Source organism: Exiguobacterium sp. SH0S7 (genome assembly GCF_004337195.1).
Lineage (GTDB): Bacteria > Bacillota > Bacilli > Exiguobacteriales > Exiguobacteriaceae > Exiguobacterium > Exiguobacterium aurantiacum_A.
Map to the genome: position 1 here is coordinate 21,892 of NZ_SJVA01000006.1, position 14,151 is coordinate 36,042.

General features: G+C 51.2%; 11 protein-coding genes. 7 read left to right on the plus strand and 4 right to left on the minus strand.

Annotated elements, in window-relative coordinates:
• Window positions 1–27: 27 nt before the first annotated feature.
• Window positions 28–1,431 carry a basic amino acid/polyamine antiporter gene (locus EVJ22_RS10405; RefSeq protein ID WP_131443890.1) on the plus strand — a complete coding sequence of 468 codons (1,404 nt, stop codon included), beginning with the start codon at window positions 28–30 and terminating at the stop codon, window positions 1,429–1,431.
• Window positions 1,432–1,474: 43 nt separating this feature from the next.
• Here EVJ22_RS10405 and EVJ22_RS10410 read toward each other — a convergent pair whose 3' ends face one another.
• On the minus strand, window positions 1,475–3,517 hold the full coding sequence (locus EVJ22_RS10410; protein ID WP_131443891.1) for an EAL domain-containing protein: 2,043 nt from the start codon (window positions 3,515–3,517) through the stop codon (window positions 1,475–1,477).
• 157 nt (window positions 3,518–3,674) lie between these two features.
• Between EVJ22_RS10410 and EVJ22_RS10415 the strand changes: the two genes are divergently transcribed.
• From EVJ22_RS10415 to EVJ22_RS10425, 3 genes are all read left to right on the plus strand, one after another.
• Window positions 3,675–4,877 carry an ornithine--oxo-acid transaminase gene (locus tag EVJ22_RS10415; protein ID WP_131441167.1) on the plus strand — a complete coding sequence of 401 codons (1,203 nt, stop codon included), beginning with the start codon at window positions 3,675–3,677 and terminating at the stop codon, window positions 4,875–4,877.
• 92 nt (window positions 4,878–4,969) lie between these two features.
• The gene (crcB, locus tag EVJ22_RS10420; RefSeq protein ID WP_131443892.1) at window positions 4,970–5,374 is read left to right on the plus strand and encodes a fluoride efflux transporter CrcB; all 405 of its coding nucleotides are present in this window, start codon (window positions 4,970–4,972) and stop codon (window positions 5,372–5,374) included.
• Window positions 5,374–5,721 (plus strand): fluoride efflux transporter FluC, encoded by a 348-nt coding sequence (locus EVJ22_RS10425; RefSeq protein WP_071399093.1) that lies wholly within the window; start codon window positions 5,374–5,376, stop codon window positions 5,719–5,721. The genes crcB and EVJ22_RS10425 overlap by 1 nt, the downstream gene beginning before the upstream one ends.
• 29 nt (window positions 5,722–5,750) lie before the next feature.
• Here EVJ22_RS10425 and yhfH read toward each other — a convergent pair whose 3' ends face one another.
• Window positions 5,751–5,912, minus strand: a complete 162-nt coding sequence (yhfH, locus tag EVJ22_RS10430; RefSeq protein ID WP_016509445.1) for a protein YhfH — start codon at window positions 5,910–5,912, stop codon at window positions 5,751–5,753.
• Window positions 5,913–6,057: 145 nt separating this feature from the next.
• Between yhfH and EVJ22_RS10435 the strand changes: the two genes are divergently transcribed.
• Together EVJ22_RS10435 and EVJ22_RS10440 are read left to right on the plus strand one after the other, a co-directional pair.
• Complete coding sequence (locus EVJ22_RS10435; protein ID WP_070328849.1) at window positions 6,058–6,423, plus strand: ArsR/SmtB family transcription factor; 366 nt, start codon at window positions 6,058–6,060, stop codon at window positions 6,421–6,423.
• A gap of 109 nt (window positions 6,424–6,532) precedes the next feature.
• A complete protein-coding gene (locus tag EVJ22_RS10440; RefSeq protein WP_131443893.1) occupies window positions 6,533–8,569 on the plus strand; it encodes a heavy metal translocating P-type ATPase in 2,037 nt (678 codons plus the stop codon).
• Window positions 8,570–8,614: 45 nt separating this feature from the next.
• Here EVJ22_RS10440 and EVJ22_RS10445 read toward each other — a convergent pair whose 3' ends face one another.
• Window positions 8,615–9,238: a hypothetical protein gene (locus EVJ22_RS10445; protein ID WP_233589678.1), complete on the minus strand. Its 624-nt coding sequence runs from the start codon at window positions 9,236–9,238 to the stop codon at window positions 8,615–8,617.
• Between the two features lie 168 nt (window positions 9,239–9,406).
• Between EVJ22_RS10445 and EVJ22_RS10450 the strand changes: the two genes are divergently transcribed.
• Window positions 9,407–11,476 carry an alpha-amylase family protein gene (locus tag EVJ22_RS10450; protein ID WP_071399096.1) on the plus strand — a complete coding sequence of 690 codons (2,070 nt, stop codon included), beginning with the start codon at window positions 9,407–9,409 and terminating at the stop codon, window positions 11,474–11,476.
• A 43-nt stretch (window positions 11,477–11,519) separates the two neighbouring features.
• Here EVJ22_RS10450 and EVJ22_RS10455 read toward each other — a convergent pair whose 3' ends face one another.
• The gene (locus tag EVJ22_RS10455; protein ID WP_233589679.1) at window positions 11,520–14,108 is read right to left on the minus strand and encodes a putative bifunctional diguanylate cyclase/phosphodiesterase; all 2,589 of its coding nucleotides are present in this window, start codon (window positions 14,106–14,108) and stop codon (window positions 11,520–11,522) included.
• Window positions 14,109–14,151: the final 43 nt, after the last annotated feature.

Sequence of the window (14,151 nt, forward strand, 5' to 3'; positions counted from 1 at the left end):
AGTTGAGTGTGTTTTGGAGGTTTTTAAATGAAGTCACAATCAGCCGGAATCGGCTTTTTCGGGCTTGCTGCCATGGTCATCGGGACGATGATTGGCGGAGGAGCTTTTAACTTGCCAGGAGCGATGGCCCAAGGTGCGGGGGTCGGATCAGTGATGATCGGTTGGACGATCACAGGTGTCGGTATGATTATGCTGTCGTTCGTATTCCAATTTTTGGCGGATTCACGTCCTGAACTTGAGGGTGGGATTTATGCCTACGCCAAAGAAGGATTCGGGAAGTTCGTCGGATTCAATAGTGGCTGGGGTTATTGGATGTCCGCTTGGATTGGGACGGTAGCGAACATCACGCTGATTTTTAGCACGCTCAGTTACTTTTTCCCGATTTTTTCAGCAGAGCATCGATCGTTCCGGTTAGTGATGAGCGCGTTCTTCATTTGGGGGTTGTTCTGGCTCATCTCTCGAGGGATGAAGGAGGCGGCGCTCTTGAACATCGTCACGACGATCGCGAAGCTCGTCCCGATTTTCTTGTTCATCGTGCTCATTTTGTTTGCGTTTCAGATCGAGACGTTCCAAATTGATGTTTGGGGCGAGTCCGGGTTCAGTTGGTCGCATGTGTTTCCCCAAGTGAAATCGACGATGCTCGTGACACTTTGGGCGTTTGTCGGTATTGAAGGGGCGGTCGTCTTATCGTCACGGGCGCGTAATAAGCGCGATGTCGGTCGGGCAACGGTGATCGGACTCATCGGGACGCTGTTGATTTACATGATGATTTCAATCTTCTCGTTCGGCGTCATGACGCAAGAACAACTCACGGCGCTCCCGGAACCGTCGATGGCGTACGTGCTCGAAGCGGTCGTCGGTCCGGTCGGTGCGACGATCATCAATATCGGTCTGCTCGTGTCGCTCGCTGGGGCGTTGCTCGGGTGGACGATTTTAGCGACAGAGATCTCCTACGTGGCGAGCCGGGACGGTGTCTTTCCGAAATTGTTCAATCGGGTCAACCGAAATGATACGCCTGTGAGCGCTTTGTTCATTACGCAAGCGTTCACGCAAGTGGTCACAGTCGTCGCCTTGTTCTCGGAACAGACGTACTTAGTGCTCTCGAGCATCGCCGGTATCGCCGCGCTCGTGCCTTACTTGTTCTCGGCCTTGTTCGGCTGGAAAGAGGCACGACGGACGGGGGTTCAGAAAATGGTTCTCGTTTCTATCCTCGCGTCTGCTTATGCCGCTTGGTTGCTCTATGCATCCGGGATTGAATACATGCTCATCGCGATGATTTTGTACGCGCCGGGAATCTTCGTCTTCATGCTCGCGGAACGGGAGCAAGGACGGAAGTTCCTAAGCGGGATCCAGTATGCGATCGCTGCTGTCATCATCCTCGCGGCGACTTATGGTGTGTACGGACTATGGACTGCTACGATTAGCCTTTAACTAAAAACATCACCGGTCGTCATCGTCGACGACCGGTGATGTTTTATATCTCGTTATTCGTGAGCAATCGGACGACTTGGTCGGGTGCCATTGGTTTGGCGTATAAGAATCCTTGGAACGAGTCGCAATCGGTCTCTTTTAAATGGTCGAGCATGATTTGATCTTCGACACCTTCGGCGACGACGTGAAGATTCAAACTCTTGCCGAGATGGACGATGACATCGAGCAAGTGAGACTTCGACGTCATCCAGTCGTCAAGAAAGACCTTGTCAATCTTCAGCTCGTCGACCGGGAACGATTTCAAGTATTGAAGCGACGAGAAGCCGGTTCCAAAGTCGTCGATCGACAGGCGGTAATCGAGCCGTTTGATTTGATTCATCCGAGCGATGGTTTCCTCCGTCTGTTGCATGACGAGACTTTCCGTGATCTCGAGGATGACGTCGGACGGGTTCAAGTCGAGTTGTTGCTTGATATTTCGGAGCGTGTTGATGAAACTCTCACTGCGGAACTGATTCGGTGAAATATTGACCGCCATCGATAGAGGATGATTGACGAGCGGTTGCCACGCCTTCAGTTGCTTGGTGGCCTCAAGAATGACCCAGTTGTTGATCGGGACGATCAGCGCCATCTCTTCAGCGAGCGGGATGAACTCCGAAGGCGGGATTTGCCCGAGTTGGTCGTGATGCCAGCGCAGTAACGCCTCAAATCCAATCAGCTTATCCGTTTTCAAGTCGAACTTCGGTTGGTATTCGAGATAAAAATGTTTTTCTTCGAGCGCTTGGTACAGCGCTTTTTCGATATGGATTTGTCTTGAGAACGCATCGTCCATGTCTTTCGTGACGAATTGGATCGTCCCGACACCGATGCGCTTGCCTTTGAACAAAGCGCTCTCGGCTCGGGTGTACAGCTCGTCCAACGAATTAGTGGCCGACGGATAGAACACGCAACCGATCGAGATTGATAACATGATCGAATGATGGTAAATCCGGAACGGTCGTTGCAGTTCGTGTTGCAGTTGACGAAGCAGCTGGAACACTTCTTCTTTTGATTGTTCAAAGAAAAGAATGCCGTACAAGCCGCCCGAAGGATGGAACATGACACTCGACTGGGGCAGGAAGCGTTCAGCCCGGTCTTTAATTTGAAGCAACAGTTCATTACCGACGCGTGAACCGAACGACTCGTTGATAATTTTGAACCGGTCGATATCGAAGAGGGCGACGTGCAACAACCCGTTATGTTCTTTCACGTCAGTAAGTGAGTGCGCATATTGGCGCAAGAGCCCTTTTTTATTTAACAGCCCGGTCAAATCGTTGTGATAGGCGAGGTAGTTCACTTCTTGTTCGAGACGTTTTTTATCAGACACGTCGAAACCAAACGCCGTGTACTGGGCGATTTCGCCGTCTTCACTTAAAATCGGTACAATCGTCAAGTTGAGCCAGCAGATGTTCGTCACATGTCGTTGCGATCGAATCGGCATCTCGCCGTTCCAAATTTGATCGGTCGTGAGCGCTTGACGTACCACACCCGCAATCGGATCATCTTCAAAGGATGGGTGAATGAGCTCGAACCAGTTACGACCGATGAATTGTTGGTCAGGTGCCCCGATCAAGTCGCACAACAGCGGATTGATCTCAGTGATCTCGCCGCGAGCGTTGGCTGCCAAATAATAAGTCGAATGCTCGATCATCGCTTGGAAGTGGTGGAGCAGGTTGAACTGCTCGGTGCTGATGAGCGGACCGAAGCCTTTCGGTAGGAAGGCTAAAAAATAGCCGTTGACGTCGTTGATCGAAAAAGTTTGTAAGTAAGCGGTCGCATAGACGACCGAGCCGTTTTTATGTTTAAACGCCGTCAATGCAGTCGTCGAGAATGGATATTGAAGGAGCAATGGTGACCACGTTTCAAGCGCCTGCTCTAAATGTTGGACGACGGGTAATGCGTGGTGAAGTACCTCGTCACGCTCCCAACCGAACAGCGTCTCCGCTTGTTCGTTCCAAAGAAGGACGGTGCCGTCAAAATCGATGTAACAGCATGGGATCGATAGGGCATCGATGAACGTATCAATCGGCAAATCACGCAATGAAGTCACACAAATTCCTCCAATCTACATCAAATAAGTCATACTATACGTTCAGTGTACCTTATTTTCCCAACCCAAGGAACGGGCAAGTTCGTCGTTGTCAAAAGAAAGACGGTCATCATATACTGAAGGAGTAAGGTAGTTCTTTTCATAAGGGGGAAATCAAATGTCAAAAACACAAGAAGTGATTGAATTGACAGAGAAATTCGGGGCGCACAATTATCATCCGCTTCCAATCGTCATCTCGGAGGCGAAGGGGATTTGGGTGACGGATCCGGAAGGGAATCGTTACATGGATATGTTGAGTGCGTATTCGGCTGTCAACCAGGGGCATTGTCATCCGAAAATCATTCAAGCGTTAAAAGATCAGGCCGACAAGATCACGTTGACGTCACGTGCTTTCTACAACGATCAGCTAGGTCGCTTCTACAAAAAAGTGGCAGCGCTTACAAATAAAGAAATGGTGTTACCGATGAACACCGGTGCCGAAGCGGTCGAAACCGCGGTCAAGGCATCACGGCGCTGGGCCTATGAGGTCAAACAAATTCCAGGGCAAGCCGAGATTATCGTCTGCACCGGCAACTTCCATGGACGGACGATGGCGGCTGTGTCGATGTCGACAGAAGCGGACTATCAGCGCGGTTTCGGACCGCTCCTCCCAGGCTTCAAAGTCGTGCCGTACGGAGACATCGACGCGTTCGAGGCCGCAATCACGGAGAACACGGCGGCGTTTATCGTTGAACCGATTCAAGGGGAAGCGGGTATCATCATCCCGCCGGCGGGTTACTTGAAGCGGGCGGCTGAATTGTGTAAGGCGAACAACGTGTTGTTCATCGCAGATGAGATTCAGTCAGGTCTTGGCCGCTCTGGAAAATGGTTCGCGATCGAATGGGAAGGCGTCGATCCCGATATGTATATCCTCGGAAAAGCACTCGGTGGCGGTGTCTTCCCGGTATCTTGCGTGGCTGCTAACGAAAGCGTCCTCCAAGTGTTCAATCCAGGATCGCACGGGTCGACGTTCGGGGGGAACCCGCTCGCGGCGGCGGTATCGATTGCTGCGCTAGAGGTGCTTGAAGAAGAACAGCTTCCGGAGCGTTCGCTCGAACTCGGGACGTACTTTATGGACCGTTTAAAGTCAATCGACAACCCACGCATTAAAGAAGTCCGGGGCCGCGGCCTATTCATCGGGATCGAGTTGACGGAAGCGGCTCGTCCTTATTGTGAGGCGCTTAAAGAGCGGGGCTTGCTCTGCAAGGAGACACACGAGACGGTCATTCGACTCGCACCACCGCTTGTCATTACGAAAGAAGAACTCGATGAGGCGTTCACGGCAATCGAGGCTGTATTCGCACCGACTCCTATTTCATAATGCAAGAGGGCTTGTTATAATTTGAGAAGAAATGCAGACACCTGCCGGGCGATGTTTTCGCGGCAGGTGTCTTTTCGTAAGGAGGAACGGTCGTGCTCTACGTTTACGTTGGTTTAGCAGGAGCGCTTGGAGCGCTTGCAAGGTATGGGGTCGGTATAGGGATGCATACGTTGTGGACAGGTACATTTCCGCTAGGGACGCTCACCGTCAACTTGATTGGCAGTTTCGTGCTCGGTTGGCTCACCCATTACTTATTTCAGACCGGAAAGTTCTCACCGATGGTCATTACGGCGGTCGGTACAGGATTTATCGGTTCGTTCACGACGTTCTCGACGTTCAGTATCGAGACGATTGTGATGATTGAGTCAGGGGACCTGGTCGGAGCGCTCACCTATGTGACACTGAGCATCGTCCTCGGCCTGTTCAGCTCGTGGTTAGGCTATAAACTAGGAAGAAGACGATTCCGGCATTTTGTGAAGCGAGAGGGGGAGGCGTGATGACTGTTGTGACAGTGATGATCGGTGCCTTTTTCGGGGCGATGGCCCGTTTCGGCATTGGTCAGCTCGTTAAAGTATGGACGACGTCGGTCTTTCCTTGGGCGACTTTGTTCGTGAACGTGACCGGATCGTTTTGGCTCGGATATTTGTATGCGGCCCCTGTACCCTCAGTGGTGGGACTCGGGATCGGCGTCGGATTCCTCGGTTCGTTCACGACGTTCTCGACGTTCAAACTTGAAGTCATGCGGTTCGTGTCGAAAGATTGGGTTCGCTTTGGTTTATACTTACTGGCGACGTATGTCTTCGGTTTAATTGCCGCCTACCTCGGCTACCAATTTGGACAATAAACAATCCCTCGGAAACTCCGAGGGATTGTTTATTGTTCAGCGAGTTGAAGCTTTTCAGCACATGATGCGCATGTGTTTTCATAAGACTCACACTGCTCATCCATATGTTGTCCGCATTCTTGACACGTCTTATCTGGTAATTTCCGATAAAATTCGACTGACGATTCGAGTCGGCTTGCCCATTCATTCATATAAAGCGCCTCCTTTAAGTATGCGTGCGTTTGTTAAGTTGTATTCATTGTACTATAACAGTTATGTTTAAGTCAATTATAATCTATAACAGATTTTTCTTTTTGGATTTGCTAAAATGAAATTATACGAAATGAGGTGACACGGATGAAGGCACCACAATGCGAAACAATCGCCATCCAAAGTGAAGACGTGGCTGTATTGCAACAGGCGCTTGTGCGATTGGATGCGAACCGAGTCAGTCGGTTGTTTAAGGCGTTCGCTGATCCGACGAGACTGAAAGTGCTGTACGTCTTGACGCTCGAGCAAGAATTATGTGTCTGTGACGTCGCCGCCGTGATCGGACACTCGAACGCAACCGCATCGCATCATTTACGGACGCTTCTCGATCAAGGGCTCGTAAAATATCGTAAAGATGGGAAAGTTGTTTATTACTCATTAGATGACGAGCACGTCCGCCTTCTTGTCGAAATCGCGATGGCGCACAGTGCCGAACAGCAATCAGGTCTTTGAGAAGTGTCTACTGCGACAACACAGTAGACACTTCTTTTTATTGTGTTCTCTTCCAATCAGCGTTACGATATATTCAAATCGACGTTTGAATGAAATGGGAGGATGAGCTATGGAATTACGTGACGTCTTACCAGTCGAAGGTATAACTTGTACAAATTGTGCGGCGAAGATCGAGAAAAGCGTCTCGGATCAGACCGGTGTCGCATCCTGTCAAATCGACTTTGCGACGAGCCGAATGATCATCGAATGGATTGATCCGGCCGAGCGTGAAACGACGCTCCGTTCAATTGAAGAGACGATGGGGCGGATTGAACCGGGTGCGCATTTCGTGAAAACTGATCAAATCGAGCAAGCACCGAACCATTTGTTGTGGCGCTTTGGTATCGCCCTCAGCCTGCTTGTGCTCGCGCTCTTGACTGAATCACTGCCGTTATACGTGGTTGCTTATGCGGTCGCTGGCTATGATGTCGTCTATGCGGCAGTCCGAAACGTATGGCATCGCGAATGGTTTGATGAGAAGTTTTTAATGACGATTGCGACGATTGGGGCGTTCGCAATTCGAGAATATCCGGAAGCGGTCGCCGTCATGCTATTTTATCAACTCGGCGAATACTTCCAAGGACGCGCCGTCCATGCGTCGCGTCGATCGATTCAGTCATTATTGAATATGAAACCGACGATGGCACGTGTGCTCGGTCCGGACGGTGAGTTCGAGCGGCGTCCCGAAGAAGTGGCAATCGGCTCGGTCATCATCGTCCGTGCCGGCGAACAAGTTCCGATGGACGGGAGCGTCGTGACTGGATCGAGTTCACTCGATACGGCATCTTTGACGGGCGAATCGGTTCCTCGTCAAGTCGGACCGCACGATGAAGTGCTCGCCGGAATGGTCAATTTAGAAGGCCGGCTTGAAGTGCGCGTCAAACGCTCAGCGACGGAGTCGAGTTTGCAAAAGATGATTGCGCTTGTCGAACAGGCAAGCTCGAACAAAGCGAAGACAGAGCAGATGATCACACGCTTAGCCCGAGTGTATACGCCGATTGTCGTCGTTTTAGCAGCAATCGTTGCGTTCATCCCACCTCTTTTCGTTGGGAATTTAGAGGAGTGGGTGTATCGCGCCTTAATTTTCCTCGTCATCAGTTGCCCGTGCGCACTCGTCATTTCAATTCCGTTAGGTTATTTCGGCGGGATCGGGGCTGGTTCTAAACGAGGGATTTTGGTCAAAGGTGGCGAGTATTTAGACGTGCTCGCCGAAGTGAAGACGGTCATTTTTGACAAGACAGGAACGCTCACGACCGGTCGCTTTGAAGTGACGGACGTGACGACGAACGGAGACGTGACAGAAGCGGAGTTGTTAACGCTCGCTGCCCGTGTTGAGATGGCATCGACGCATCCGTTGGCAAAAGCAATCGTGGCGAAGGCGAGCAAGACGACCGCGTTTGCGAATATTACCGAAGACCCGGGCTACGGTCTGGCAGCGACAGATAGCACGGATACAATCTATGTCGGAAGTGCGCGATTCATGCGGAAGTTAGGACATTCGATTCAAGATGAACAAATGGGCACAAGCGTCCACGTCATGAGAAATGACCGCTGGCTCGGGCGGATTGAACTGATGGATACGGTGAAAGAGGATGCCGCAGCAGCCGTTGCCGCACTAAAACGCCTCGGCTACCACACGGTCATGTTGACAGGGGACCGGGATGAAGTTGCGACGTCGGTCGGTTTGAAAATCGGAATCGATGAAGTGAAAAGTGAGCTACTTCCCCACCAGAAAGTCGAGGAAGTTGAGAAGTTGGCTGCGCGAGGGAAAGTCGCGTTCGTAGGCGACGGTTTGAACGATGCGGCAGCGCTCGCCCGTGCGGATGTTGGACTCGTCATGGGTGGAATCGGGAGTGATGCCGCAGTGACGGCGGCAGATCTTGTGCTCATGAATGACGCCCCGAGCGATGTCGTTGCGGCGATTGAGCTAAGTCAGCGGACGAAGCGGATCGTGTGGCAAAATATCGTCCTCGCATTCGGGATGAAGGCGCTGTTCCTCCTGCTCGGCGTGCTCGGACTCGCATCGATGTGGGAAGCGGTGTTCGCAGACGTCGGCGTCGCGTTGCTCGCCATCGGCAATGCGACTCGCTTGATCCGTTCCAACTAAAAAAACTTCAAGCGAGCTTGAAGTTTGGCGAATGCTTGAGACCGGTCAGTTGTGATCGGTCTTTTTTTGACGTGTTTTGAAAATCATGAACACGAGGATGATGAGGACCGCTACGAGTAAGAAAACGATGGAGTACAGTGCTTGAATGACGATATCGATTTGATTTTGAGTGGATACGAGCTCTTTCCGGATATCGTTGTATTGCATCTGTTTCAAAGCTCTTAAATCTTCTAGTATCGTCTGCCGTTGATCGGTCATCGACTCGGCCGTCGCCGTCGCTTGTTCGATGTCACCGCTCTCGTACATGACGAGGACGCGGTCGGCTTCTTGTTCCCAAATGCCGTCCCGATGCAGTAAGTCGAGGAACGAACTTGGCGTTCTCGGATCACTCGTGATAGATTCCTTCAACTCTTTCGTACGTTGGGACATGCTGTAATAGGCTTCTAAAAAGCGGCGGTCCTCGTAGGCGAGGAGACCGCGGATAGCGTTGGCACGTTCGATATTGTAGTACATGATTTCTTCAATTGCTTCATATGAATCGAATCGTTTCTCGTGAATGGTATCGATTTGGTCAGTCGTATTTCGCAGTTGAACGATGAAACTGGCGATGACGAGGACGATTAATACGGACAATGAGGCGAGCAGCAACAGCCACTTTCGTTGGGACATGTTTATCTCTCCTTTATGAAGATAATCGTACAATATTTTTCGGGTTTCAGCATAAAATATTTTTTTGGAAAAGGAAAAACCGGGTAAAGAGTTAAATACATAGTATGGCGTTTCTTGTTATCGCTTACAATGGACAATGGAACGATTTCATTCATAAGGAGAGTAAATATGCCAGAGAACTCGTCGTTAAACAAGTTACATCAGGTCTTAAAAACAAAACGGACCAATCTTCAATATGAAATCCCGACCTTGTGGAACCGGATGCGATTTCCGGCAGAACCGGTGCGCGACGGTGTCGAGCGGGTGAACCCGTACGACTTTTTAATCGATACGATTGAACGAGGCATTCTTCCGCACGCTGTCAACGGGCGTGATTATCGTCAGTCGGTCGCACAAGCGGACGGGCACCTCGAGACAGGGGGAGACTGGATTAAGCGCTCCTCGGTTTACTCGATGCAAGTCCGGACCTCGACGTCGTGGGACCATGACGGGTCAGGCTACGTCGAGATGGACAACTCTCAAGGCATGAAAGATACCGGCACGTTCGTGAAAACGCTGGCTCTGTTGCCGCACTTGTTATACATGGGGATCGACACGTTATTTTTATTGCCGATCTCGCAGCACAGTCATAAAAATAAGAAAGGTGAGTTCGGTTCCCCATACGCTGTCCAAGATTTCTTTGCCATCGACGAAGAACTAAAAGAGACATTGACAGGGGACGGATTGACGGTCGAGGAAGAGTTCGCCGCTTTCGTCGAGGCGTGTCATATGGTGGGCATCCGTGTCGTCATCGATGTCATTCCTCGCACGTGCGCCCGCGATAACCGTCTCATTTTAGAAAATCCGGAATGGTTCTACTGGATCCCGGTTGCGGAACTCGATTACTATCACCCGCCTCACGTTCCGGGAATCGGAGAAAACGTGAAGCCTGAGCATGCATTCCTGCCGATGATCTATGGATCTGAGGACGTTTGGCACCATCTCCGCCGCTTTTCGATGGCGCCTAATCTCGTCGATGCTGCCAAGTGGGAGACGGTGAAAGCTTACTTGATCGAGCATCCAGAAGAAAACTTGCTTGCCGTCATCGAGCGTGAGTTCGGTTTGACGACCGCTCCGGCGTTCTCGGACTGTATCAACGATCCGCAACCGCCGTGGTCGGACGTCACGTACTTCCGCTTGTTCCTCGACCATCCGACAGCCGCTGCCCCTTATGTCGGCGAGGCTGGTCTGGCCCCATATATTTTGTTCGACTCGATCAAGTCGAACCAGTTCCGGGGTGACGAGATCAACGAACCGCTCTGGACGATGTTAGCCGACATCATTCCGCATTATCAACGCGAATATGGGATTGACGGTGCCCGAATCGACATGGGACACGCTTTGCCGGTCGATCTCGCCCAGCGCATCTTGACAGAGCCGCGTCAACTCGATTCGAACTTCAGTTTCATCGCCGAAGAACTGATCGAAGTCGGGGCTTTTGCGGCGCGTGAGGCCGGCTATAATATGATCATCGGATACGGGTTCTATAAAGAGCCGCGTTTTGACACGCATGACACCCATCAATTCATCTACGACTCACGTTTCTTGCCGTTGCCGGTATTTGCGGCTGGTGAGACAGCCGATACACGCCGGATTGCGACGCGAGACGGCGGACGCCAGGCGAGTCGCTTGCTCACCGTACTGAACGGCTTCATGCCGAACGGGGTGCCATTGACGAACTCGGGGCTTGAACTGTATGAGACGCAGCCGATGAATACCGGTCTCGATTGCCGACCGGAAGAGGCGTATCAGTTGTTCCCGACTGATCCATATTTCGGGAAACTTGCTTTCTTCGACGCGTATCAGTTCCATTGGGATCATCCTGAGCGGACTGAAATGGTCGAACTTATGCATCAAGTGGCGGAAGTTCGCCGCCGTTGGCTCGACGCTCTCGTCGACCCGAGTCACTTCGAACCGCTCACGATGACGGATAGGGGGGCGCCGTTCATCGGTCTGGCTTGGTTACGGGCAGATACGAACGAGACGTTGCTCATCGTCGCCAACACGAATATGCAAGAGCACCTGCAAGGTAAGGTGCCGCTCGATGGGGTGCGTCGCCGGAACTGGAACGCGAGTCGTTTCGCCGAGATGGTGTACTCACCGAACTCATGGCCGTACGCCGAGCATTCGTTCGACGACAACTGGGACCTTTGGGTCGATTTGATGCCGGGCGAAGTCAAAATCTATGAAATGAAATAAGCAACGCCTCGGATCCGTAAGTGGACCCGAGGCGTTTGTCTGTTCAAGCGTTTTGTTTCATGTAATAGATGACGAACTCGTCGAGCGGCATCGGTTTCGCGTAACGATACCCTTGCATCGAGTTGCAACCGATCCGACGAAGGAACGTCTCTTGGTATTCGGTCTCGACGCCTTCAGCGACGAGAGCCATCCCAAGTTGTCGTGCCATGGCGACGATGGTCGCGGTCACGGTTTGATACTCGCGATTTTCTTCTAGCTGCATCGTGAACTCCCGCGGGATCTTTAACTCGTCAATCGGATAGCGGACGAGATAGGCGAGTGAGCTGTAGCCGGTCCCGAAATCGTCGATCGATAGTTTGATACCGAGTGCCTTTAACTCGAGAATTCGATTTAAGACGCGGTCTGACTGGTGCGCCGCGACCGTTTCGGTCAACTCGAAGTTCAAGCGGCTCGGTTCGATCGGGAAGCGTTCGAACAACGTCGTCAAATAATCGATCAAGTGTTCATCGAACAATTGCCGGACCGACAAGTTGACCGATAGTTTTGGCAAATCGATGTCGCCTTGTTCAAACGCGTACATCAGTTGGAACGTCTCATGAATCATCCAACGACCGAGGTCATGAATATGACCGGTCTCTTCGGCAATCGGAATGAATTCGCTCGGCGGGATGAACTTGCCGTCGCGTTGCCAACGCATGAGTGCCTCGGCGCCGATGATCGCCTTCGTCGAGGCATCGACCTGTGGCTGGAGATAAAGTGAGATTTCACCTTTCTCGAGCGCCATATCAAGTCCTTCCATCAACAATTTTCGTTCTTCCTTATCGACGCGAAGCGCAGGAGCGAAAATAACGGTCTCATCGCGTCCTTTGTCTTTTGCCTTATACATGGCCAAATCAGCGTTCGATAAGAGGTGCTTCAGCGTCGTGCCGTGCTCCGGATAACGGACGATTCCGATTGAAGCATGAATTTCGACGAGGTTCCCGGCCATGAAATAAGGAGGACGATAAACGAGACGACGTAAACGTTCAACGAGAATTTCATCATCATTGTGTTCGGCGACGACGATGAATTCATCGCCTCCAAGTCGTCCGGCATATTCGTTTGGCAACAAGGCGCTGCGTAGACGTTTACCGATGTGCTGCAGCAACTGATCACCCATATGATGGCCGAACTGGTCATTGATTTCTTTGAACCCGTCGAGGTCGGAGAACATGAGTGTGAACGGTCGGCCGTCCGTGATCAGGCGCTCGATCTGTTCTTGCAGCGCGTAACGGTTATGCAGCCCGGTCAAGCTATCATGGTTAGCCTGATAAAGGATCTGTTCTTGTTGGACGATCATTTGCGTGATGTCTTTGACGATGGCATAGATGCCTTCGACTTCCCCATCAATGATCATCGGGATGTTCATCAATTGCCAAACGCGTGCCGAACCATCTTCTGTCACGACATTGACGTCTAATGTTTGTGGACGTCCGTTCGTAAGGTCACGTAACACGTTCGTATAGGCGGATCGATCCGTTTGTTCGATGATGTCTAAAATATTTGATCCGATGAGCGTCTCGGTGTCATGACCGAGGACAGAGCTCCCTGCTTCGTTGACAGACAACACTTCGCCGTCAAGGTCGAACAAAAAGATGGGTTCTGCGTGATACGCGAACAGTGAGCGGTACTGTTGTTCACGGAGTTCGAGCTCGTGGGCTTTCGTCGTGACCGCGACTTCGAGGTCTGTATTGACGGTATGTAACCGATGGCTAATGAGTGCGTTCTGCTTAGCAACAACGAATTGACGGATGAGCAACAGCAACACCGCGTTCGCAATCATCGAGTCGATGATCGAGGTGCCGAGCAGTCGGTCTGATGCGAGCATGTACAACATGACAATCGTACTGTAGATGACGTAATCAAGCACAGAATCATGGGCGAGGACGTCTTCTGTCGATTCATCAAACAAATAACTGATTGAAATGATGAGAATGCTGATGACTTGAAGTAAATGGAGAAGCTCATGGCCGATACCGGTGAACAACTGCAGCTCATTGATGATCGAGGCGATGGTAAAACCGAGAATCCCGATGAGGAGCATCACGCGGAAGCCTTGCCCGGATGTCACGATGCGATTCAAATATAAGAAACCGAGCACCATGTAAAGGCTGATCAGCACCATCTGTTCTTCAAAGCCGTTCAAATTCGTGACATACTGGCCGCCGTTCCTTGTGTAAAAGAAGATATGCAACGCACCGACAATCAAAAAGCTGAGCAGTGCGAACACATCAAACGTGCGCAACTTCAACGTTCTAATTTCAATCGATTGGGTGATGACGATGAGGGCCATAATCAAATAAAAGAAGTTTTGAACGAACAGCATCATGTCAATCGACATCGCCGTGGTAAAGCGGTGTCCCACCAAATAAGCGATGAAACAGACGTTGCCGGCGCTAATGAGAAGATAGATATAGCGGCGCATCCCGTGATGGCGCAATACGGCACTCCCGCTTACCACGGTGGCGACGAGTGCGATGATCATAAAGTAGACGAACAAGCTCGTCTCCCTTAACGCATAAGGGCTGAATAAGATAACGAATAAACCGATAAAAAACGTCCCGACGAGAAGCGCGGGGACTGATTGGCGCAAAGTGTGGCTAGACAACTCATGCACCTCCTTCTGTATATGTCTC